This is a genomic window from Microbacterium sp. NPDC012755, from assembly GCF_042901325.1.
GTDB lineage: Bacteria > Actinomycetota > Actinomycetes > Actinomycetales > Microbacteriaceae > Microbacterium > Microbacterium natoriense.
Map to the genome: position 1 here is coordinate 634,374 of NZ_JBIBCT010000001.1, position 21,523 is coordinate 655,896.

A 21,523-nucleotide genomic window follows, 5' to 3' on the forward strand; every position below is an offset into this window, starting at 1 on the left:
TCAAGGGCCTGTGCGCTCAGGCGGACGGGTGCCCCACGACGCCCTTGCGCAGCAGCGCGTTGCCGTACTTGCGGGTCTCTCCGGTGCGGACCATGAGGTACGCGGCCTTCGCCACCCCGTAGTACGCGAAGCGCTCGACGAAGGCGGTGGAGCCGGCATCCGTCCCCGCCGCCGCCATGAGCTGATGCTGCACGTCGAGCACCTCGCCGTCGGCCGAGGCCATCAGGTCGATGCCGGGGGCGTCGTCGAGAGGGAGCACCGTGCGGATCGCGGCGACGACCTCGGGCGTGGTGGTGCCCGGCAGATCGATCACCCGCTCCCCCAGCGCCCACGCCGGGAAGTGCGCGTCGGCGACGACGACGGAGTCGGAGTGCCCCATCCGGTCGAGGTGCAGCAGCAGCTCGCCGGTGAGCAGGGGGTGGATGCCTTCGAGCACGGTGCGTCTCCTCGGGTCGGACGGGTGGGGTGGTCAGGCCGGGACGAGAGCCTCGGCGGCCAGAGTCTGCCAGAGCGAGGCGGGGATCTCCAGCGCCGCGTACTCGGCGTTCTGCACGAGCTGGGCCGGGCGGCTTCCGCCCACGACGACGGCGCGCACGACGTCCGACTGCAGGGGGAACTGCAGCGCCGCCGCCGGCAGCGGCACATCGTGGTCGGCGCAGATCGCGGCGATCCGCACGAGGCGCTCCCACAGCTCCTCGGGGAGCTGCCCGTACTCGTAGCGTCCGTCCCTGCGCGGCTCGCTCTGCGCGAGCAGGCCGGAGTTGAAGACGGATGCCGCGACGATGCCGGTGCCCCTCTCGCGGCACGCCGGCAGCACGTCGGCGGCGGCGGGCTGTTCGAGCAGCGTGTAGCGGCCGGCGACCATGATCAGGTCGAGGTCGGCTCCGCGCACGGCGGCGGCGAGCGCATCCGTCACCATGGATCCGATGCCGATCTGGGCGACCTCACCGTCGGCGCGCAGCTGCTCCAGCGCGGGCAGGGCCTCGGCGAGCGCGAGGTCGAGGTCGTTGCGCTCCGGATCGTGCAGGTACAGCAGGTCGATGCGCTCGATGCCCAGACGCTCGCGGGACTCGGCGAGCGAGGAGCGGATGCCGTCGGCCGAGAAGTCCCAGACGCGGCGCACGTCGTCGGGCACGTGGAAGTCGTTCGCCGTGTCGAGCCCGCCGTGCTCGTGGTCGGGGTTCGGGCGCAGCAGCCGGCCGACCTTCGTGGAGAGGAAGTACTCCTCCCGCGGCTTGGTGCGCAGGAACGCGCCGAGTCGACGCTCGGAGAGGCCGAGCCCGTAGTGCGGGGCGGTGTCGTAGTGGCGGATGCCGGCATCCCACGCCGCGTCGAGCACGGCCCAGGCCTCGTCATCCGTCAGCGGACGGAAGAGGTTGCCGACGTTGGCCGCACCATAGCCGAGCGTCGGCACGGTCTGCTCAGGCGACGACGACATGCTCACCCCTCCAGGTGTAGTCGATGATGCTGTCGGCCTTCATCTCCATGCCGGTGCCCGGCGCGATCGGGGGCATGTACGACCCGCCCCTGATGTCGGTCGGGGTGACGAAGTGCTCGTGCAGGTGGTCGACGAACTCGATCATGCGGCCCTCGCGCGTGCCGGTGACGGCGACGAAGTCGAACATCGAGAGGTGCTGCACGGCCTCGCACAGACCGACGCCGCCGGCGTGCGGGCACACCGGCACGCCGAACTTGGCGGCCAGCAGCAGGTTCGCGATGTTCTCGTTCACGCCGGCGACGCGCACGGCGTCGATCTGCATGACCTGGATCGCCTCCGCCTGCAGGAGCTGCTTGAACATCATGCGGTTCTGGGCGTGCTCGCCCGTCGCGACGCGGATCGGCGCGACCCCGCGGGCGATCTCCGCGTGGCCGAGGATGTCGTCGGGGCTCGTGGGCTCCTCGATCCAGGCGGGGCGGAACTCGGCGAGCGCGTTCACCCACTCGATCGCCTCCGACACCTCCCAGCGCTGGTTCGCATCGATCGCGATCGGGAAGTCCGGCCCGCACACCTCACGGGCCTTGCGGAAGCGGCGGATGTCGTCGTCGAGATCGGCGCCGACCTTGAGCTTGATCTGCGTGAAGCCGTCGGCCATGGCCTCGCGGGCGAGCCGTTCGAGCTTCTCGTCGGAGTAACCGAGCCAGCCGGGGCTCGTCGTGTAGCCGGGGTAGCCGGTGGCGAGCAGCTCCGCCTCGCGCGCGGCGCGGCCGGGCTCGGCGGCGCGGAGGATCTCCAGCGCATCGTCGCGGGTCAGCGCGTTCGTGAGGTAGCGGAAGTCGACCAGGTCGACGAGCTCCTCCGGCGTCATCCGGGCGAGGAGCTGCCACAGCGGGAGCCCCGCGCGCTTGGCCTTGATGTCCCACAGCGCGTTGACGACCGCGCCGATGGCCATGTGCATGACGCCCTTCTCGGGGCCGAGCCAGCGCAGCTGCGAGTCGCCGATGATCTCGCGGAAGGTGCCGCCCATGTCGTCGAGCAGCGGCTCGAGCTCCCGGCCGACGAGGTGTCCGGCCAGCGCGTCGATCGCCGCGACCTGCACGTCGTTGCCGCGGCCGATCGTGAAGACGAAGGCGTGCCCCTCGATGCCATCCTCGGCATCCGTCCGCACGATCACGTACGCGGCCGAGTAGTCGGGGTCGGGGTTCATCGCGTCCGAGCCGTCCAGGCTCAGGGACGTCGGGAAGCGGATGTCGGTGGTGTCGAGGGCGACGATACGGCTCACGGGGTTCCTCTCACGGGTCGGACTTCTCGCACCGACCTCTTGGAGTGTAAACATCCGATGTCTATACTGTCAACGAGACAGGCGGTCATCCGGTGGCCGCGACAGACGAACACCGACGACTCAGGAGAACCATGAAGTTCGCGCGGCTTGGCGCCCCAGGTGCAGAGATCCCCGTCCTCGTAGACGGCGACCGCTACCTCGACCTCCGCCCAGTGACATCCGATGTGAACGGGGATTTCCTCGCCTCCGACTTCCGCGACCGCGTCGCGACGGCCCTGGCCGCCGGTGAGCTCCCCGAGCTGGCGGACGCCGCGGAGCAGCGCATCGGCGCCCCGATCGCGCGCCCCAGCGCCGTGATCTGCATCGGCCAGAACTACGCCGCGCACGCACGCGAGTCCGGGTCGGAGCCGCCGACCATCCCGATCATGTTCCTGAAGACCCCCAACACCGTGGTCGGCCCGAACGACGCGGTGACGATCCCCCGCGGCAGCGAGAAGACCGACTGGGAGGTCGAGCTCGGCATCGTGATCGGCGCCCGCGCGTCCTACCTCGACTCCACCGAGGAGGCCGACGCGCACATCGCCGGCTACGTCACCGCCAACGACGTCTCCGAGCGGGCGTACCAGATGGAGGTCTCCGGCGGGCAGTGGTCGAAGGGCAAGATCGCCCCCGGCTTCAACCCCACGGGTCCGTGGCTGGTCACCCCCGACGAGGTCGAGGTCGATCGCCTGCGCCTGCGCAGCTGGGTCAACGGCGAGCCGCGTCAGGACTCGAACACCGACGACATGATCTTCGACGTGCGCGTCATCGTGCACCACCTGTCGCAGTACGTGACCCTGGAGCCGGGCGACCTCATCCTCACCGGCACCCCGCAGGGTGTGGCGTTCGGCGGGAAGTTCCCCTACCTGAGGGCCGGGGACGTCGTGGACATCGAGATCGAAGGACTCGGGCACCAGCGCCAGGAGTTCGTGGCATGGGAGGCACAGAAGTGAGCATCGACACGGTCGTTGAGCGAGCGGAGCGAGACGAAACGTACGGATCCGGCATGAGCGGACTCGTCGCGATCGTCACGGGCGGGGCGTCGGGCATCGGCGCGGCCATCGCCCGCCGCCTGCACGCCGAGGGCGCGCACATCGCCGTGCTCGACCGTGACACGTCGGGGGCGGATGCCGCGTTCGCCGCGTTCACGGCCGACGTCTCCGACCGCGCATCGGTGGATGCCGCCGTCGCCGCCGTCGCCGAGCGCTTCGGCCGCATCGACATCGTCGTGAACAACGCCGGCATCGGCGCACAGGGCGACATCACCGCGAACGACGATGACGAGTGGGCGCGCGTGCTGTCGATCAACGTCACCGGCATCGCCAGGGTGACGTCGGCGGCGCTGCCGTGGCTGCGGCAGTCGCCCGCCGCGGCGGTCTGCAACACGGCATCCATCGCCTCCACCACCGGCCTCCCGCAGCGCGCCCTCTACAGCGCCTCGAAGGGCGCCGTCTCGGCCCTCACCCGCGCCATGGCGGCCGATCACCTGCGCGAGGGCATCCGCGTGAACGCCGTCAACCCCGGTACCGCCGACACCCCGTGGGTCGGGCGGCTGCTGGACTCGGCATCCGACCCCGCCGCCGAACGCGCGGCCCTGGAAGCCCGGCAGCCGCACGGACGCCTGGTCAGCCCCGACGAGGTCGCCGCCGCCGTCGCGTACCTCGTCTCCCCCGCCGCGGGCTCGACCACCGGCACCTTCATCGAGGTCGACGGCGGAATGGCGCAGCTGCGCCTCCGCCCCGCCGGCAGCTGACCTCCGCCCCGCTCCCGGGTGCTCCCGTCGCGAAAGATCCCGGTATCCGCCCTGGATACCGGGATCGTCTGCGGCGGGAGCGCCTCAGACGGCGATCAGCCCTTGAGACCCGAGTGGGCGAGACCTTCGACGAAATGACGCTGCGCCACGACGAACACGATCAGCATCGGCGCCACGGTCATCGTCGCCGCCGCGAGCTGCGTGTTCCACATCTGCCCGCCGTAGGCGTCGGTGTACCGCGTCAACGCCTGCGGGAGCGTGAACAGCTCGGGAGAGGTCAGGTAGACGGTCGGCTCCAGATAGAGGTTCCACGACGCCAGGAAGGTGAGGATGGCGACGGCCGAGAGCGCGGGCTTGGAGAGCGGAAGGCAGATCCGCCACCAGATCGCGGGCCTGCCCAGTCCGTCGATCCGCGCGGCCTCCTCGAGCTCGACCGGCAGCGACAGGAAGAACTGCCGCATGATGAAGGTCGCGAGCACGCACGGCGCCGCGAGCGCCGTCACCAGGATCAGGGGCCAGTGGGTGTTGATCATCCCCCAGCTCTTGAACATCTGGAACAGCGGCACGATCGTCACCTCCCCCGGCACGAGGAGCCCCACGAGCACGACGAGGAACAGCGCGTTCGCCCCTCGGAAGCGAATGCGCGCGAAGGCGTAGCCGGCGAGGCTCGACACGACCATGACGACCGCCGTGACGATGACGGCGATGTACACGCTGTTGAAGTACTGCCGCGCGAAGGGCTGGAACGTGAACGCCTCGGCGTAGGCGGCGAAGGTCGGACTCTCCGCGAAGAGCGAGGGCGGAGAACGGAAGATCTCCGCCAGGGGCTTGAACGACGACGTGATCATCCAGATCGTCGGGATCGCGAAGGGGATGGCGAGGACGATCAGCGCCGCGAACAGGATCACCTGACGGATGCCGCGGCCCTCGCTGCGGGTTCGGGCCTCAGTCTTCATAGAACACCCACTTCCTCCGCAGCTGCCACTGCAGAAGCGTCAGCAGCATCACGAACGTCAGCAGCATGAGCGCGAGCGTCGACCCGTAGCCGATGTCGTTGAACTCGAAGGCCTGCTGGAACACGTAGTAGACGAGCACGGTCGTCGACAGCCCCGGGCCTCCCCCGGTGAGCACCGCGACGTTGGCGAACGCCTGCAGGGCGCCGACGATCGTGATTACCGCCGTGAGCATGAGGGTCGGCGAGATCAGGGGCAGGGTGATCCGGAAGAAGATGCGCCCCGGCCCTGCGCCGTCGATGCGGGCCGCTTCGTACAGCTCGGACGGCACCCCCTGGAGCGCGGCGAGGAAGAGCACCATGTTGACGCCGACGCTGCGGATGACCTGCGTGACGATCACCGAGATCATCGCCGTGTCTCCCGACAGCAGCCAGTTGGGACCGTCGATGCCGAAGACGGCCAGCAGCCCGTTGATACCGCCGTTGTCCTGCAGCAGGAAGCCCCAGACCAGGGTCCACGCGACCACCGACACCACGACGGGCGAGAAGAAGATCGTGCGGAAGAAGGTGACCCCGCGGAAGCGCCTGTTCAACAGGACGGCGAGACCGAGCCCGAGCGCGATGTTCAACACGACAATGCCGATCGAGAAGATCGCGGTCGCGCCGAGCACGGCCGGCAGCTGCGGGTCGCTCAACAGTGCTGCGTAGTTGTCCCCGCCGACGAAGGTGAGCTCGCCGCGGAAGATGTTCCACTCGTTCAGGCTGTACCAGATGCCGAGGCCGACGGGCACGAGCACGAAGAGCACGACCCCGGCCAGCTGAGGCGCGATGAAGAGGTAGCCCGTGAGCTGGTCGCGGCGCCTCGTCGTCCAGAACGGGCGGTGCAGGTCCCGGGGCGCGTGCGCTCCCCGGGACCCGGCCACGGTGTCGGCAGCGGTCACTTCGACAGCAGCGGCGCGAGTGCGTCGCAGGTCGCGCCGAGCACGGCCTTCACATCCGCGTCGGCTGTCCACATCGCGTCGAGTGCGGTCTTGCCTGCCGCTTTGATCTCGGCGGGACCGGTGTGGTTCGGCAGCGTCACCGCGTCGGGCAGCTGATCGACCACCACGGTCTGCAGCTGCTCGGCGGCGAGCTTCGGGTTGTTCGCGGCGAGCTTCTCGCCCGTGAGGAGGGACTCGCGGGGCGGCGGGAAGTACTGGGCGAGCTTCTCGGCGTTCTCGGGGTCGGTGAGGAAGGCGAGGAAGTCCGTCGCCTCCTGCACGTGCGCGCTCGAGGAGAGCACGCCCACACCGGCCTGGCCGATCACCGAGTAGTCCCCCTCGGGCCCGTTCGGCAGGGGAATCACGTCGTAGGCGAACGAGTCGTCGAGCAGAGCCGCGCGGGAGACCTGGGCGACGGTGAACGCCGCATCACCGGCGAAGAAGTCCGCGGTGGTGCCGGGGCCCGGCATCGACTGGTCGACGAAGGCGGCGTCGTGCAGGAAGGTGAATGCCTCCACCATCTCCGGGCTGTCGAACGTGCAGGTGGCGCCGTCTTCGCTCCACGCGCTCGCTCCCCACCCGGTCCACACCGTGGCGAGCTGCCCCCAGTTGGCGTAGTCGAAGTCGCGGATCACGAAGCCGGCTCTGCCCGTGGCCTTGTGCACGGCGGCGCCGAGTTCGCTGATGTCCGCCCAGGTGGGGTCGGCGTCGAGGGTGACTCCGGCCTGAGCCAGGAGGTCCTTGTTGACATAGAGAGCGAACGGGGAGTTCGAGAACGGGTAGGCATAGAGCTCGCCGTCAGCGCTGAACTCCGCCGTCACGCTGTCCAGGAGATCGTCGTATCCCCACCCCTTCGTGCCTTTCAGGACGTCGGTGAGGGGCACGAGCGCGTCGGCGTCGATCAGGTCGCGCGACAGGTCGCCCATCCACGCCAGGTCGGGTGCGTTGCCGCCCGCGATCTGGGTCGTGAGCGTGGTGTTGTAGTCCGCGAACGGCAGGGACTCGTAGGTGATCGTCCCGATCTCCGGGTGATCGGCCTTGTAGGCGTCGGCGATCTCGTCGAACAGCGCGAGCTGGTCCTCGTTCGACGTCCACACCGACATGCGCAGGTCCACGCTGCCCGGAGCCGCGGTGGTCTCGACGGGTTCGGGAGCGGATGCTCCGCACCCCGCCAGAGTCAGGCCCAGCGCGGCCACCGCAGCGGCCGCACCCAGCTTCTTTGCTGATGTCATGCTCTTCTCTTCTCTAGTAGCCGATGATCTCGGGCCAGTGGATCTCGATGCCCGCCTCGACGAGGCGGGACTGGAGCTCTGCGACGAGCTGACCGTCGCCGGCGACGTCGCTCGGGGCGAGTCCGCGCTCGGCGCAGAACGCCGCGAGCTCGCCGGCGGATTCGCCGATGTTCCACTCCACGGGATGCAGCCGGTAGGCGCCGTTCGTGATGTGGGTGGTGCCGATGTTCTTCGCAGCGGGGAGCAGGTTGCGCATCCGCACGGGTATCAGCGCGCCGAGGGGGATCTCGAAGGGCGCGCACTCGACGTCGATGTAGTTGTCCCCTCCGGTGGAGGGGTGGATGTCGATGCGGTACATGCCGACGCCGACGGTGTCGTCGAATCGGGCGGGGCCGCCGTGTCCGCGCAGTTGCACGGAGATGTCCTGCTCGACGATCGTCCTCTTCGCGACGATGCGCCGGGACTCGCGGATGTACGGCGCCTGCGCGAAGCCGTCGTCGGTTCCGGCGACGTCGGGGCGCAGCCGGAGGCCGGGGAACCCTGTGCCTCCGTCGGGGCGCGGGGCCTCCGTCTGGAGCCAGTAGACGTAGGAGCGGGCGAGCTCCTTGGCGCCTTCCCGGTGGATCTCCGCCTGCGGGTCGTCGATGACGGAGCCGTCGAGATAGTCGAGCATCGGCCAGTTCGCGACGACGACATCGCTGTCGAGGAAGCCGTCGGTGAAGTTCTCCCTGGCGAGGATGCGACGGAACTCCCAGAGGTCGCGGTCTCCGGCATCCGTGCGCTGATCCACTGCCGTCCGCTCGTCGAGCGGCGGGTTCACGCGCATGGTCCGGGTGATCGGTTCGAGGGTGCGCGGATCCGGCGCGGTGAAGGACAGCAGCGGTGCACCCCAGAAGTCCGGCTGCATCCGCCGGAAGCGCTCGTACCCGCCCGGTCGGGCGATGGTGTGGTCTGCGCCCTCCTCGTGATCGAAGGCGAAGCACCAGGTGATGGCCTGCACGTTCCGGGGGTCTGCGGTCTCTGCAGCGCTCGGCTCACCCGTGTCGGCACGCGCCTCTGCGCCGACCACGTACTCGGCGCCCGTGAGCGGGAGGAGGTCACCGGTCTCGGTGGCGTCGAGGACGTAGGATGCCGCGATCTCGTGCCGCGCACCGGCGTGGTCGACGGTCACCGACGTGACGACGGCTCCGTCGACCGACGCCGCGACCGGGATGGCGGGCTGCAGCACCGTGAGTCTCCCGCTGGCGCGGTACGGCGCCAGCATCGATTCGATGACGGCGAGGGCGACCCTCGGTTCGTGGCAGAGCCGGCTGACCCTGCCCAGACCGGGGTTGAGATCGCGTGCGGCCCGTGCCGTCTCGGTGAGCGGGTAGTGCCGGCGGTAGTGGTCGCGGATGCCGTCGCGCAGCGCGCGATATGAGGCGGTGATCCCGAACTGCTCGACCCAGTAGGACTCGTCGGGAGGGACGATCTGCGAGGTGAGCTGGCCCCCGAGCCAGGCGTACTGCTCGGTGAGCACGACGCGCTGGCCCCGGCGCAGCGAGGCGAGCGCCGCGGCCACGCCGCCGAGCCCTCCTCCGACGATGAGGACGTCGGTGTCCAGACGGGTCACCGGCGCACCTCTCGGAGCGTCGCCCCGTCGACGAGCTCGCCCGCGAGGAGCACCTGCTTCTGAAGGTCGGCCTGCTCGTCCGGTTCGGCGAGCACGATGTCCTGCAGCAGGGAGAGCGCCCGCGAGGCGACGGCTTCGCGGCGCAGATCGAATCCGCTGAGCGCGGCGCCGTCGATCGAGTGCCCGGCGACGTCGGCGAGCGCCACGTAGCTGTGCGCGGCATCCGGTGCGGCTTCTCGGAGCGCGTCCGCGGCCGCCTCGGCGAGGAACGCGTCCTCCGCGATCACCGCGGTGACGTCGGCCTCGATGACCCGGCGGGCGATCGTCTGGCGGTCGAGCCCGCTGACATCGACGGAGGTGACCGCGATGCGGAGCCCCGATGCGGCCTGGGCGATCCCCGATCGACGGTCTGCGGCCGCCGGCGCGATGGTTCCTCGGTGGAGGTAGACGGCGCGCTCATGGCCGCGCTCGTCGAGTCGGCGGATGATCCCGCCGGTGAGGGAGAGGTAGTCGATTCCCACGTAGGGAACGTCGGGCTCGTCCCTGCGCCCGATGGCGACGAACGGGAAGTCCTCGGCGACGAGACGGGCCAGTTCTGCGCTGTTCATCTGCTGTCCGAGCAGCAGGCAGCCGTCGGCGAGGCGGAACCGGGTGTTCTTGTGGAAGAGGCTGCGCGAGCCGTCGACGAGCGGAGAGGCGGTGAAGAAGAGCAGGTCGCAGCTCAGTCGTTCGGCCGCCCGCTCGATGCCGTTGAGCAGGGGACCGTAGAAGTCCATGCTCTCCGCCGACAGCGCGGGTTCGTAGGTGAAGATCCCGAGGATCTTGTTGTCGAGGCCTGCCAGCCGGCGCGCGGCGGGGTCCGCCACGTACGTGGTCTGCTCGATCGCCCGCATCACGCGCTCCCTCGTCGCCGCGGGGATGCGGACGTTGGAGTAGTCCTTGTCGTTGAGCACCATCGACACGGTCGCCTGGCTCACTCCGGCGATCTTCGCGATCTCTCGCTGCGTGACTCGCCCGTTCTTGTTCGTCGTCATCGACCTCTCCTGATAGTTCGGATTATCAGAATCCTGACACGACGATAACAGAACCCGGCGAATGCTTGTCAAGCTCTTGTGCAGGAAGTGACGTCCGGTGCATAGTGCTCTGATAATCCCTATCATCACGGAAGGACGATGATGTCCCCTGATCCTCTGCACCTCACCCTGTCCCGCCGCCACTTCCTCGGCGCCGGACTCCTCGCTGGCGCGCTCGTCGTGCTCCCGCCGAGCACCGTCTCCGCCACGGCCGCCGCCGGTGACGTGACGCTCACCGCCGACGGCATCCGCGTGGTCGCATCGGTGGGCGGCCGCATCGCGGTGCACGCTGCGAACGGCGCCCTCCTCATGGCGGGTTCCCGATTCCAGACGAAGGACACCGTCCACGGCATCCAGACCTCCACCGGCGGGACCCCGACGCTCATCACCTCGAACGGCCAGTCGGCGATCCGCATGGACTACACGATGCCGGCGAGTGCGGGGGGCGCGGTCGTCTCCGCTCTCATCACGGTGCAGACCGCCCAGGTCCACCTCGAGTGGACCGTCTCGGGCACCACGACCCTCAACCCGGCCGGATTCATGTTCAGCCGCGCCGTCAACGCGCCGACGGGCCCTGACGAGTACATCCCCACCTCGGAGTGGAGGCGCGACCCCGCCGGAGGCATCCCCTACGAGGAGCCGACCGGTGTCGTGTACCGGTCGTCCTGGGCATCGGGGCACGGTCTCCTCCTGCTGGACTCCTCGCGCAAGGCCTGGACCACGTCGACCTGGGTGCACGCCCCCGGCACTCAGATCGACGCGACGACCGCGGTGACCAGGGCGAGCCTGATCCTGACCGAGGCGCGCCCCGCTTCGGGGGCCGCGATCGGGCGAGGCGACGGCATCGCCGTGGAGCTCTCCACCGCGCGTCCGTACAACATCTGGGATGCCGCAGGGGACGCCGCGGTGAACGTGACCGTCACGAACGCCACGGAGACGGCTGACGTCGTCACGCTGTCCTGGTGGGCGCGGACCGACCAGGGGACGACCGTGTCGTCCGGCACGACGGACCTCACCGTCGCCGCGCTGTCCACCGCCGACGCGACGATCACGGTTCCGCTGGACGCCCAGGGCATGGTCCTGCTCGAGGCAGCGGTCGACTCCCCTTCGGGCGACACCGCATTCGCCAGGACCACGCTCGCCGCGCTCGCTCCGTTCTCGTACACGGCCGGGTCGGCGAGCATGTTCGGCATCGCCAACTACCCCTGGCTGCTGAACGCCGGAGAGCAGGCGACGCTCGACCTCTGGCAGAAGATCGGCATCCAGTGGGTGCGCATCGCCTACGACGGCGGTCCGGGACTGCCGCCCTCGGCATACGACGCCAGGGGCATGGACCACAACCTCGAACTGCAGCCCGACCTCACGGCATCCGATGCGGCCCTGGTCTCATGGGCATCGTCGAGCTGCACCACGGCGACCGCGGCGGGCGCGTCCTGGTTCGAGATCGGCAACGAGCTCAACCGGCCCTTCAACACCGGCGATGCCGCGCCCGGGTACGTGGAGCGGGTGCTCAAGCCAGTGCACGCGGCCCGCGCAGCGCAGGGCGGGACGTTCCAGCTCATGAACAACGGCCTCGCCGGCATGGACCGCCCGTGGCTCGAGGCTTTCCACGCCGCGGGCGGGTGGGACCTCGTCGACGGGATCGCGTTCCACCCCGGGCGGGGGAACTTCACGCCGGACTTCATCCCCACCGGCGACGGAGGCGAGTGGAGTCCTGGGGCGACGGGGACCTACTGGAACTTCCTGGGCGGGCTGCGCCAGCTCAAGGCGCTGATGGCGGAGTACGGGGAGAAGGAGATCTGGCTCACCGAGGCCTACGCGTGCACGCGGCCGAACGCATGGTGGAACGACACGTACCGGCACGCGGCGGAGAACGTGCTGCTGTCACTGGCGCTCGCGAAGGCAGAGGGGGTTCGCGCGGTGTGCTGGTATCAGTTCTTCGACTCGTACACGATCAGTCCGATGGGGGCCGATCCGGAGGACACCGAGTACCACTTCGGCCTCGTGAACCGCGACCTCGGCCCCAAGCCGTCTCTGCTCGCCTATGCGACGGCGGCCCGCGCACTGGACGAGGCGGAGTTCGTGCGCTGGGTGCATCTGGCCGACGGCACCACCCACGGACTCCTGTTCTCCACTCCGGACGGACCGCTCGCCGTGCTGTGGAACCGTGCCGACGGGTACGTCTTGAACACCGAGGGCGCCCGTGTCGACTGGCGCTTCCCTGAGCCCGAGATCTGGCAGGATCCGTGGGCGACGAAGACGTCGGTGTCCCTCCCGGCGACCGCCGCGGTCACGGAGACCGATTCCTTCGGACGCACCGCGCATATCCCCTCGACCGGCGGGCAGGTGCAGCTCACGCTCGACGGCGCTCCTCGGATCTACCGGGGCCTGCTCCTCGACGGGCCCGATGCGGGCCCTGCTCAGACATCGGACGGCGTGACCGTCCAGGCCCGACGCGAAGGCGAGGGAGCAGCGCTCGTGGTGAGCGTGCAGGGCGACGGCCGACGCGAGACCGACGTGCGAGTCACCACCCCGCTGGGCGCGGAGCGGATCGCGAAGCTGGCCGCGGGAGACACCGGCACGCTGACCTTCCGTGCAGAGGGCCTCGCCCTGGCATCCGGAACCGCCACCGTGAGGACCCACGTGCGCGGGTCGGGCGCACCGCAGACCAGGACCATCGCGTACCCGGCCTTCGACGCGCGCCCGATCGGCTGACCTCCGCCCCGCCCGGCTCGGGTGTTCCCGTCGCGAAAGATCCCGGTATCCGCCCTGGATACCGGGATCTTCTGCGACGGGAGCGCCTCAGACGGCGATCAGCGGATGCCGTAGAAGGCGAGAGGCGTCGACCAGAACAGCGCGTCCGACGAGATGCCGCGTGACGTCGCCCAGTCGGCGACCGTGTGGAACCAGCGAGCGCGGGAACCGGGCCGGTAGGCCGTGTCGACCGACGACACCGGCCAGTCGCTGCCCCACAGGAGCCGCTCCGCTCCGAACGCCTCGAGCGCGGCGTCGAGGAACGGGATGACCTGCGCATCCGTCCAGTCCCCGCCGGTCTCCGCGGGGAGGCCCGAGAGCTTGACGTGAGCGCGGGGCTGCCGTCCGAGTGCGTGCAGATCGCGCAGCCACTCGGCCGAGGGGCGCAGCGGCGACTCCGCCGTGCCGATCGCGGGCTTGCCCAGGTGGTCGAGCACGAGGAACAGCTCGGGGACGGCCGCGGCGAGCGCGGCCACGTCGGAGAGCTGGTGGGGTCGCACGCAGGCGTCGAAGGTCCAGCCGCGCTCGGCGACCTCGCGCGCGCCCGCCACGAAGTCGGGCGAGGCCGCGAGGCCGGTGCGCTCCCCCTGCAGGAGATGGCGCACGCCGACGACCCGCTCGTGCGCGGCCAGGCTCTCGAGGTGCGCCGTGGTCGCCGCTCCGCGATCGAGCCGCGCGCCGGCGACGATCGCGACGACTCCCGCGGCATCCGCGATCCGGTCGACCCACGCCACCTCGTCGAGGAAGCGCCGCTCGACGGTCTCCGCCTGCACGAAGATCGACACCTCCTCGGAGACGCCGGGCAGCTGCTCCTCGAAGATCTCCTCCTCGGCGAAGCGGCCGTGCAGGGCGCCGTCGAGCCACTCGTAGTCGAGTTCCCACGGATCCCACAGGTGCAGATGGCTGTCCACGACGCGCATACCACCATCCTGCCCCAGACATCCGATCAATGTGCAAGGATGGCGCCATGGCAGTGACAGACGAGGCGATCGAGAAGATCAAGGCGATGATCGTGTCGGGCGAGCTCGCCCCCGGCGACCGGCTCCCTCCCGAGAAAGAGCTCTCCGAACGGCTGGGACTCTCCCGCAACTCCATGCGCGAAGCGGTCAAGGCACTGGAGGTCATCCGTGTGCTCGACGTGCGTCGCGGCGACGGCACCTACGTGACGAGCCTCGAACCGCACCTGCTGATGGAGGCCATCTCGTTCGTCGTCGACATGCACGACGACGACTCGATGCTCGAGATCTTCGCCGTCAGACGGATGCTGGAGTCGCAGGCGACCGGTCTCGCCGCGACCCTCGGCACCGACGAGGAGATCGCCGCGCTCATCAGCGAGGTCGACGGCATCGACGCCTCGGTGAGCATCGAGGAGCTCGTCGAGCACGACATCCGCTTCCACCGCGACATCGTCCAGATGGCCGGCAACGCCTACCTCGCCAGCCTCATCGAGCACCTCAGCAGTCAGACCGTGCGCGCGCGGGTGTGGCGCGGGCTCACCGAGGGCGGCGCCGTGGAGCGGACCCTGTCCGAGCACCGCGCGATCGCCGACGCCATCGCCCAGCGCGACCCGTCGCTCGCGACCTCGCTGACCACCGCGCACATCGCCGGCGTCGAGCGGTGGCTGCGCCAGGCGGCATCCGCCTGACGCCGCGGACGCCGCCCGGTACCCTCGAAGCATGAGCGACTGGACCAGCACCGCGATCGCCCTGCTGGAAGCCGACGCCAACCGCAGCGCCGACACGCACCTGCACCTGTTCCCGCTGCCCGCCGAGTGGGGCATCGACCTGTACCTGAAAGACGAGTCGGTGCACCCGACCGGCTCGCTCAAGCACCGCCTCGCGCGCTCGCTGATCCTCTACGGACTGGTCAACGGCCGCATCCACGAGAACACCGTGCTCGTCGAGTCCTCCAGCGGTTCGACCGCCGTCTCTGAGGCGTACTTCGCCCGGATGCTGGGGCTGACGTTCATCACGGTCGTGCCGCGCTCGACGAGCCAGGAGAAGATCGACCTCATCGAGTTCTACGGCGGACGCTGCCACTTCGTCGACCGCGCGGAGGACATCTCCCCCGAGGCGCAGCGCCTGGCCTCCGACTGCCACGGCCACTACCTCGACCAGTTCACGTTCGCCGAGCGCGCGACCGACTGGCGCGGCAACAACAACATCGCCGAGAGCGTGTTCAGCCAGCTGTCGCAGGAACGGCATCCGATCCCCCACTGGATCGTCGTGGGAGCCGGCACGGGCGGCACCAGCGCGACGTTCGGCCGCTATGTGAAGTATCGCAGGCACAAGACCCGGATCGCGGTCGTCGACCCGGAGGGGTCCGCGTTCTACGACGGCTGGGCCGGAACCCCGGATGCACCGGCCGGACGGCCGAGTCGCATCGAGGGCATCGGACGCCCGCGGGTCGAACCGTCGTTCGTGCCGAGCGTCATCGACGAGATGCTGCGGATCCCGGATGCCGGGTCCGTCGCGGCCATCCGCCTCCTGAAGGAGCGCACACTGCACTGGGCCGGCGGATCGACCGGCACGAACCTCTACGGCGCCTTCCAGCTCATCGCCCGCATGCGGGCGGCGGGCGAGACCGGCAGCGTCGTGACGCTCATCTGCGACAGCGGCATCCGCTATGCCGGCACGTACTACTCCGATGCCTGGGTGGCGGAGCAGGGGTGGGACCTCGCCCCGCACCGCGCGCGGCTCGAACGGTTCCTGGAGACCGGCGACTGGGTGGAGTGACCGCCGTCGCACGTTCACAACTCCTCACGAATCGGCGCCGTGTGCCCGATTCGGCCGTTCTGGGCGGGGATCCGGGTGGTTTGTGAGGAGTTGTGCACCGCGCCTGCGTCAGAACTCCGGCGATCCGCGGGCTCCGAGGCCGGACAGCATCCGGTGGGTCCGAATCCGCCCCGCTCCTCCGGAGTTCTGAAGCCGCGGCGACCCCGCCTGAGCCGCTGACCCGCCGCCCCGCTCCGGCTACGCTGTGGCCATGACGATTCTGATCCTCACCGTCGCCGGCGCCGACCGCCCCGGCCTCGTCGCCGCCGTCGCCGATGTGGTCGACGCCCACGACGGCAACTGGGAGAACAGCCAGCTCGCCGAACTCGCCGGCACCTTCGCCGGTGTGATCGAGGTCTCGGTCGCGGCCGAGCGCTCCGCCGAGTTGGAGCAGGCGCTGCGCGGACTCGAGGGTCTGCTGACCGTGGCCGTGCACACCGGATCGGATGCCGCGCACGCGGACGGCCGCGTGCTCGAGCTCCAGGTTCTGGGCAACGACCGCCCGGGCATCGTGCGCGAGGTGTCGGCGGTCCTCAACGCTCACGCGCTGAGCATCGAAGAGCTCGCGACGGAGACCCGGGATGCCGCGATGGCCGGAGGGCGCCTGTTCGAGGCGTCAGTGCGGGCGCGGGTGCCGGCATCTGTCGACCTCGACGCTCTGCGCGCCGACCTCGAGCGCCTCGCCTCGGAGATCCAGGTCGACATCACCGTCGCCTGAAGCTCGCGACGGTCACCGCGATTTCCCTCATCGCTGCGCTTCTCGCTCAACCATCGAGATGACACACGACCCGAACGCCACCGCGTTTCGTCTGGTCGCCGCGCTGCTCGCCCAACGACCGGGAGACATACGTCCCGGTCGTTGAGCGAGCGCAGCGAGACGAAACGCAGAGACGAAGCGCCCCGCGCCGGACGCGCCCTCAGACCAGGCGGGTCTTCGGCGACACGGTGTACGTGTCTTCGGCATCCCGGTTCACGACGTCACCGAGGGCGACGTCGATCGCGGCCATGGTGTCGGCGTCGAGCTTCACGCCAGAGGCCTTGACGGTGTCGGCGAGCTGCTCCGGGCGGGATGCTCCGACCAGCGCCGCGGCGATGTTCGGGTTCTGCAGCACCCAGGCGATCGCGAGCTGCGGCATCGTGAGGCCGGCCTCGGCGGCGATCGGCTTCAGCCGCTGCACGCCCTCGAGGATGTCGTCGCGGAGCAGGTCCTTGATGAAGTGCGCGCCGCTGTGCGGGTCGGTCGCGCGCGAGCCCTCGGGCACCGGCTGACCGGGGAGGTACTTGCCGCTGAGCACGCCCTGCGCCATCGGCGACCAGACGATCTGCGAGATGCCGAGCTCTTCGGACGCCGGCACGACCTTGCCCTCGATGACGCGCCACAGCATCGAGTACTGCGGCTGGTTCGAGATGAGCTGCACGCCCAGCTGCTTCGCGAGCGCGTGGCCCTCGCGCAGCTGCTCTGCCGTCCACTCCGAGACGCCGATGTAGAGCGCCTTGCCCTGTCGGACGACGTCGGCGAAGGCCTGGAACGTTTCTTCCAGGGGCGTCTCGTGGTCGTAGCGGTGCGCCTGGTACAGGTCGACGTAGTCGGTGCCGAGTCGCTTCAGCGAGCCGTTGATCGACTCCATGATGTGCTTGCGCGAGAGTCCGGTGTCGTTGGGACCCTTGGGGCCGGTCGGGAAGTAGACCTTCGTGAAGATCTCCAGGCCCTCGCGACGCTGGCCCTTGAGCGCGTCGCCGAGCACGACCTCCGCGGCGGTGTTGGCGTACGTGTCTGCGGTGTCGAACGTGGTGATGCCGGCATCCAGAGCGGCGTGCACGGTCTTGACCGCGGCGTCGTCGCCCACCTGCGAAGCGTGCGTGACCCAGTTGCCGTAGGTGATCTCAGAGACCTTGAGACCGCTGTTGCCGAGATAGCGATAGTTGACCATGTCTCCACGCTACCGGCCACCGGGGACACGAGGGCGGGTCGCGACGATGCTCCCCGCCGCGCTCGGCTCACAGCGTCGCGCGGTACTCCCGCCACGCCGCCCCGAGCCGCGCGATGCCCTCGGCGAGCACCTCCTCCGGCGCCGTGAAGGGGATGCGGATGTGATCGTCAGGGGAGACGGATGCCGCGAACTCCGCGCTTCCCGCGACGGAGACGCCGTGCGTGGCCGCGACCCTCGCGAGCGCCGCCGCCGAGCCGACCGGCAGCCGCGCCCACAGCGAGAGGCCTCCCCTGGGCGGTGCGGCCGACCAGTCAGGCAACTGGGTCGCCATGAGGTCTTGCAGCAGCCGGAGGCGCTCCTGGTGGATCCTGCTGTTCTGCCGCTTCAGCTCGTCGGCATGGGCGAGCAGGTCCATCGCGAGCAGCTGCGCCGGCACGCTCGTCGACTGGTCGGCGAGCTGCCTGGCGCCCCGCAGCCGCCGCACGAGCACGGGGTCGGCCCGCAGCCATCCGATGCGCAGACCCGCCCACGCCCACTTCGACACCGACTCCACGACGATCACCGGGGCGTCCGGACGCTCGGCGGCCAGCGAGGGCGGCACGACGCCGTCGAAGGAGATCCCGGCGACCACGCGATCCTCGATCACGGGCACACCGTACTGGGCGGCGAGCTCGGCGACGCGGTGTCTGGCGGCCTGCGGCAGCCGGGTGCCCGTGGGGTTCTGATGGTGCGGGTTGACCGCCAGGAGCGCGGGACGCAGCCGCGCCATCGCCACCTCGAGCGCGTCGACGTCGAGACCGTCGGCGGTCATCGGGATGCCGTGCACCGTCCCGCCGCGCAGCCCGACGGAGTCGGTGACGCCCGGCCAGGTGATCTCCTCCGCGAGCACGACGTCGCCCGGTCCGACGAGCGCGTTGACGACGAGGCTGATGGCCTGCTGCGCCCCGTGCGTGACGAGGATCTGCTCCGGCGTCGTCGGTGTCCCCTCCGCGCGGAACAGGTCGGCGATCTGCTCGCGCAGCACGGCCAGCCCCGCCGGATCTGTCTCCGGCAGCAGGGCGAGCTCGAGCCGCGGCGTGTGCTCGGTGATGAGCTGCACGGCGAGCTCCGGGATCTGCGGCACCGTGCGCAGCAGGTCGATCGCGTTGGGCAGCGCCGAGAACAGCGCTTCACCGCGCCCCGGTCGGTGCGGAGGGACAGCGGATGCCGCGGCGCCCGCGACCCGCGTGCCGCTGCCCTGCCGGCGCTCGACGAGACCGCCCTCGGCGAGATCCGCGTAGGCCGCCACGACCGTGCCCCTCGACACGGACGTCGTGGCGGCGAGAGCGCGCTCGGCGGGGAGGCGGTCGCCCGGCCGCAGCTCACCGCCGTGGATCAGCGCGGCGACGGCCTGCGACAGCCGTGCGGCGAGAGTGCCCTCGCCGTGCGTCCAGCGCCCCAACCGCGCTGCCAGGCGCTCGGCGGAGACGTCGCCGGCGTGCACGAGGGGTCCATCTGCCGATCGGTGGTCCACCGGACGATCATTGGCCCTGCCGTCGATGCTCATGAGCCCCGATTCTGGACCAATGAGCACACCATTGACCACCGCATCCTCGGATCTTGCGCCAATCAGCCCTGATTGGACCATCGCCGAGCTCGTCGATTGGCTCGCCGACGACTCCCGCCAGCACGACCCCGGTCTGCAGCATCCGCTCTCCCTGATCGAGCGCGCCCTCACCGCGGAACCCTGGTCGGGAGTGCCGTCCACCGTCGCCCTGATCCGCTCGATCTCCGCCGCCGCACGCACGCGCGGCTCCGTCACGGTCACCCAGCTCCTGCTGCCGTCGCCGATGGAGCTGTCGCTCGTCGCCTAGGCGGTACGCCGCCGCGCCAGACCGATCACCCGACGCGGGAACAGATCACCCGACGCGAGCTGCAGCCTCTGCGGCAGGATCGGCTTCCGGATCGCCCGCCACGGCAGTCTCAGACTCGACCACCGGCGCGGTCGCAGCCCCGCGCGCCACCACCGGCGCGGTCACCGCCTCCGCAGCCGCCTCGGCCGCACGCGCGCCTTCGGATTCGGCCTGCGCGGCCCGGCGCTGCTCCGCCCGCGTCAGCGGCTGCTGAGCGGACTCGGCATCCGCCCTCGTCGCGATCTCCGCGGACTGCACGGCCACGATGTCCGCACGGTCGCGGAAGCCCTCAGCCGTCACCTTGTCGAGCGCGACCTGCTTGCGGATCGCCGCGGCCTTCTCGTACAGGGTCGGGTCGCCGTAGCTCGTGAGCACCTTCACCAGCACGGGCAGCAGCTCGATCATGAAGAACAGCGCCGCGATCAGCCAGTGCGCCCACAGGATCGTCGGCTCCTTCTCGCTGAGCCGGTTCAGTCCGCTGATCTGGCTCAGTAGGCCGATGGCGCCCGCGTTGCCCTGGGCCACGGCATCCGCCCGCGTGTTGTAGGCGGCGAGCGCGGCGTCGTAGCTCTTCTGCGCGGCGGGGAGCTGCGACTCGGCCTCCTCGCGGTTCTGCTTCTCGGAGGACGCGGTGTTCTCCTTGGCCGACGTGCCCGCGGTCGCGAGGTCGTCGTTCGCCGTGCGCAGCTGCGCGGCGAGCGCGTCGTAGGTCTGCTGGGCCTCGGCGAGCTGGGCCTTCGCGGCATCCGAGCTCGCGCCCTCCCCGTTCACGCCCGTGCAGCCGGGCACGGTGCCGGCGCCCTCGCCCGTGAGCTCGCACTGGTACAGCACGCGCGCCTGATCGATCACGGCCTGCTGCGCGGTCATCTTGGCGGTGAGGTCGTCGACGGTCGCCTGCGCGGCGGCCTCGCTCGCCGACGCGGAATCGGTGCCGGCGACGATGCCCGTCGCGGCCTGGTTCTGCAGCTCGGCGAGGCGGTCGGATGCCGCGTCGAGCGCCTTCTTCTCAGGCCCGGACTCCAGGGCGTCCTGATCGGACTGCGCCTGGGTGATGTTGGTCGACGCGACCTCGCGGGCGATGTCGTTGTGGAAGATCTGCAGCACGAGCGGCTCGGCGACGACGAAGCCGATGATCGCCGCCATGATCACTCGCGGGATCGCCAGACCGATGAGCCGCCAGACGTTCTTCGTCGACGCCATGGTCGAGGTGAGGAAGCGGTCGAGGTTGAAGATGATGAGCGCCCAGACGATCGCGAGCGGCACGGCCAGCCAGATCGCCGCCTGCACACCCGTGGTCAGCGCGAAGAGCATCGAGATCGCCGAGACCAGGGCGGTGCCGGCGAGCACGAAGAACATCTGCACGAACCGCGGGGTCTCACCGGGCACCCGGTCGAGGATCTCCCCCTCGGCGCCGCCGAGGATCGCGAGCGTGCGCATGCGCGATCCGGGCACGCGCGGCTTCTTCTCCCGCTTCGGCCGCGGGGCCCTCGGCGTCTTCTCCCGAGGAGCGGATGCCGCGGCATCCGGGTCGCGCTCAGGCTCCGCGTCTGCCGGATCGATGACGGCCGTCGGGTTCGTCGCCGTGTCTGCGGCGTCGCTCGACGCACCGCCGCCGGACGGCTCGAACGCCCGGAGGAAGTCGAGGTCCTCGTCGGTGACCGAGCCCCCTGGGGCGTCGGACTCGAACGAGATCCGCCCCTGGGAGTCCATCTGCCCGGGGCGATGCGCAGAGTAAGCCATCCTTCGAGGGTAGGAAACTCCGCCTGTGCATCGCCCGGACGATACCTGCGAGGCGCTCTCAGGTTGGGAGT

Annotated in this window: 19 protein-coding genes; 7 read left to right on the top strand and 12 right to left on the bottom strand. The window is 70.1% G+C overall.

Translation table 11 applies throughout. The features are described from left to right. Nucleotides 1-16: 16 nt before the first annotated feature. From ACFY5A_RS03005 to ACFY5A_RS03015, 3 genes are read right to left on the bottom strand one after another with little or no spacing between them, the layout of a single operon-like run. Nucleotides 17-436, bottom strand: coding sequence for an RbsD/FucU family protein (locus tag ACFY5A_RS03005; protein ID WP_105677105.1), 420 nt, complete (start codon nt 434-436; stop codon nt 17-19). Between the two features lie 33 nt (nt 437-469). Continuing rightward, the gene (locus ACFY5A_RS03010) at nt 470-1,438 is read right to left on the bottom strand and encodes an aldo/keto reductase (RefSeq protein WP_387231699.1); all 969 of its coding nucleotides are present in this window, start codon (nt 1,436-1,438) and stop codon (nt 470-472) included. Continuing rightward, the gene (locus ACFY5A_RS03015; RefSeq protein ID WP_387231701.1) at nt 1,422-2,720 is read right to left on the bottom strand and encodes an L-fuconate dehydratase; all 1,299 of its coding nucleotides are present in this window, start codon (nt 2,718-2,720) and stop codon (nt 1,422-1,424) included. Before ACFY5A_RS03015 ends, ACFY5A_RS03010 begins: the two co-directional genes overlap by 17 nt. A gap of 131 nt (nt 2,721-2,851) precedes the next feature. Between ACFY5A_RS03015 and ACFY5A_RS03020 the strand changes: the two genes are divergently transcribed. Then, entirely contained in the window at nt 2,852-3,712 is an 861-nt protein-coding gene (locus ACFY5A_RS03020) for a fumarylacetoacetate hydrolase family protein (protein WP_387231703.1), read from the top strand. A gap of 53 nt (nt 3,713-3,765) precedes the next feature. Further along, a complete protein-coding gene (locus ACFY5A_RS03025) occupies nt 3,766-4,512 on the top strand; it encodes an SDR family NAD(P)-dependent oxidoreductase (protein ID WP_223585772.1) in 747 nt (248 codons plus the stop codon). A 95-nt stretch (nt 4,513-4,607) separates the two neighbouring features. On the opposite strand, the gene ACFY5A_RS03030 is transcribed toward ACFY5A_RS03025, so the two are convergent. The 5 genes from ACFY5A_RS03030 to ACFY5A_RS03050 are packed head-to-tail and all read right to left on the bottom strand — an operon-like array spanning nt 4,608 to nt 10,322. Next, nucleotides 4,608-5,468, bottom strand: coding sequence for a carbohydrate ABC transporter permease (locus ACFY5A_RS03030; protein ID WP_387231705.1), 861 nt, complete (start codon nt 5,466-5,468; stop codon nt 4,608-4,610). Next, entirely contained in the window at nt 5,458-6,405 is a 948-nt protein-coding gene (locus ACFY5A_RS03035) for a carbohydrate ABC transporter permease (RefSeq protein ID WP_105674189.1), read from the bottom strand. Before ACFY5A_RS03035 ends, ACFY5A_RS03030 begins: the two co-directional genes overlap by 11 nt. Next, the gene (locus ACFY5A_RS03040; protein WP_387231707.1) at nt 6,402-7,676 is read right to left on the bottom strand and encodes an ABC transporter substrate-binding protein; all 1,275 of its coding nucleotides are present in this window, start codon (nt 7,674-7,676) and stop codon (nt 6,402-6,404) included. The genes ACFY5A_RS03035 and ACFY5A_RS03040 overlap by 4 nt, the downstream gene beginning before the upstream one ends. Nucleotides 7,677-7,689: 13 nt before the next feature. Further along, nucleotides 7,690-9,288: an FAD-dependent oxidoreductase gene (locus ACFY5A_RS03045; protein ID WP_341941151.1), complete on the bottom strand. Its 1,599-nt coding sequence runs from the start codon at nt 9,286-9,288 to the stop codon at nt 7,690-7,692. Further along, nucleotides 9,285-10,322, bottom strand: a complete 1,038-nt coding sequence (locus ACFY5A_RS03050) for a LacI family DNA-binding transcriptional regulator (protein WP_105674193.1) — start codon at nt 10,320-10,322, stop codon at nt 9,285-9,287. The genes ACFY5A_RS03045 and ACFY5A_RS03050 overlap by 4 nt, the downstream gene beginning before the upstream one ends. A gap of 141 nt (nt 10,323-10,463) precedes the next feature. Between ACFY5A_RS03050 and ACFY5A_RS03055 the strand changes: the two genes are divergently transcribed. Continuing rightward, entirely contained in the window at nt 10,464-13,076 is a 2,613-nt protein-coding gene (locus ACFY5A_RS03055) for a hypothetical protein (RefSeq protein WP_387231710.1), read from the top strand. A 98-nt stretch (nt 13,077-13,174) separates the two neighbouring features. Here ACFY5A_RS03055 and ACFY5A_RS03060 read toward each other — a convergent pair whose 3' ends face one another. Then, entirely contained in the window at nt 13,175-14,035 is an 861-nt protein-coding gene (locus ACFY5A_RS03060) for an amidohydrolase family protein (RefSeq protein WP_387231712.1), read from the bottom strand. Nucleotides 14,036-14,082: 47 nt separating this feature from the next. On the opposite strand from ACFY5A_RS03060, the gene ACFY5A_RS03065 reads away from it, so the two are divergent. From ACFY5A_RS03065 to ACFY5A_RS03075, 3 genes are all read left to right on the top strand, one after another. After that, nucleotides 14,083-14,760 (top strand): FadR/GntR family transcriptional regulator, encoded by a 678-nt coding sequence (locus ACFY5A_RS03065; RefSeq protein ID WP_387231714.1) that lies wholly within the window; start codon nt 14,083-14,085, stop codon nt 14,758-14,760. Nucleotides 14,761-14,791: 31 nt separating this feature from the next. After that, nucleotides 14,792-15,850: a PLP-dependent cysteine synthase family protein gene (locus tag ACFY5A_RS03070; protein ID WP_387231716.1), complete on the top strand. Its 1,059-nt coding sequence runs from the start codon at nt 14,792-14,794 to the stop codon at nt 15,848-15,850. Between the two features lie 250 nt (nt 15,851-16,100). After that, the gene (locus ACFY5A_RS03075; protein WP_341941148.1) at nt 16,101-16,607 is read left to right on the top strand and encodes an ACT domain-containing protein; all 507 of its coding nucleotides are present in this window, start codon (nt 16,101-16,103) and stop codon (nt 16,605-16,607) included. 199 nt (nt 16,608-16,806) lie between these two features. Here ACFY5A_RS03075 and ACFY5A_RS03080 read toward each other — a convergent pair whose 3' ends face one another. Together ACFY5A_RS03080 and ACFY5A_RS03085 are read right to left on the bottom strand one after the other, a co-directional pair. Further along, nucleotides 16,807-17,820: an aldo/keto reductase family protein gene (locus tag ACFY5A_RS03080; protein WP_105674207.1), complete on the bottom strand. Its 1,014-nt coding sequence runs from the start codon at nt 17,818-17,820 to the stop codon at nt 16,807-16,809. Nucleotides 17,821-17,887: 67 nt separating this feature from the next. Further along, entirely contained in the window at nt 17,888-19,366 is a 1,479-nt protein-coding gene (locus tag ACFY5A_RS03085; RefSeq protein WP_387231718.1) for a PLP-dependent aminotransferase family protein, read from the bottom strand. Nucleotides 19,367-19,385: 19 nt separating this feature from the next. Here ACFY5A_RS03085 and ACFY5A_RS03090 point away from each other — a divergent pair, with 19 nt between their 5' ends. After that, nucleotides 19,386-19,673 carry a hypothetical protein gene (locus tag ACFY5A_RS03090; RefSeq protein WP_387231720.1) on the top strand — a complete coding sequence of 96 codons (288 nt, stop codon included), beginning with the start codon at nt 19,386-19,388 and terminating at the stop codon, nt 19,671-19,673. A gap of 45 nt (nt 19,674-19,718) precedes the next feature. Here the strand turns inward: ACFY5A_RS03090 and ACFY5A_RS03095 are convergent, their stop codons facing one another. Further along, on the bottom strand, nt 19,719-21,452 hold the full coding sequence (locus ACFY5A_RS03095) for a DUF4407 domain-containing protein (RefSeq protein WP_341941146.1): 1,734 nt from the start codon (nt 21,450-21,452) through the stop codon (nt 19,719-19,721). Between the last annotated feature and the right edge of the window lie 71 nt (nt 21,453-21,523).

Bases quoted from the DNA above. Each gene is read 5' to 3' on its own strand.
- ACFY5A_RS03095 (WP_341941146.1), bottom strand. From the start codon at position 21,452: ATGGCTTACTCTGCGCATCGCCCCGGGCAGATGGACTCCCAGGGGCGG.
- ACFY5A_RS03065 (WP_387231714.1), top strand. From the start codon at position 14,083: ATGGCAGTGACAGACGAGGCGATCGAGAAGATCAAGGCGATGATCGTG.
- ACFY5A_RS03070 (WP_387231716.1), top strand. From the start codon at position 14,792: ATGAGCGACTGGACCAGCACCGCGATCGCCCTGCTGGAAGCCGACGCC.
- ACFY5A_RS03030 (WP_387231705.1), bottom strand. From the start codon at position 5,468: ATGAAGACTGAGGCCCGAACCCGCAGCGAGGGCCGCGGCATCCGTCAG.
- ACFY5A_RS03055 (WP_387231710.1), top strand. From the start codon at position 10,464: ATGTCCCCTGATCCTCTGCACCTCACCCTGTCCCGCCGCCACTTCCTC.
- ACFY5A_RS03060 (WP_387231712.1), bottom strand. From the start codon at position 14,035: ATGCGCGTCGTGGACAGCCATCTGCACCTGTGGGATCCGTGGGAACTC.
- ACFY5A_RS03080 (WP_105674207.1), bottom strand. From the start codon at position 17,820: ATGGTCAACTATCGCTATCTCGGCAACAGCGGTCTCAAGGTCTCTGAG.
- ACFY5A_RS03075 (WP_341941148.1), top strand. From the start codon at position 16,101: ATGACGATTCTGATCCTCACCGTCGCCGGCGCCGACCGCCCCGGCCTC.
- ACFY5A_RS03050 (WP_105674193.1), bottom strand. From the start codon at position 10,322: ATGACGACGAACAAGAACGGGCGAGTCACGCAGCGAGAGATCGCGAAG.
- ACFY5A_RS03010 (WP_387231699.1), bottom strand. From the start codon at position 1,438: ATGTCGTCGTCGCCTGAGCAGACCGTGCCGACGCTCGGCTATGGTGCG.
- ACFY5A_RS03085 (WP_387231718.1), bottom strand. From the start codon at position 19,366: ATGAGCATCGACGGCAGGGCCAATGATCGTCCGGTGGACCACCGATCG.
- ACFY5A_RS03025 (WP_223585772.1), top strand. From the start codon at position 3,766: ATGAGCGGACTCGTCGCGATCGTCACGGGCGGGGCGTCGGGCATCGGC.
- ACFY5A_RS03040 (WP_387231707.1), bottom strand. From the start codon at position 7,676: ATGACATCAGCAAAGAAGCTGGGTGCGGCCGCTGCGGTGGCCGCGCTG.
- ACFY5A_RS03090 (WP_387231720.1), top strand. From the start codon at position 19,386: ATGAGCACACCATTGACCACCGCATCCTCGGATCTTGCGCCAATCAGC.
- ACFY5A_RS03020 (WP_387231703.1), top strand. From the start codon at position 2,852: ATGAAGTTCGCGCGGCTTGGCGCCCCAGGTGCAGAGATCCCCGTCCTC.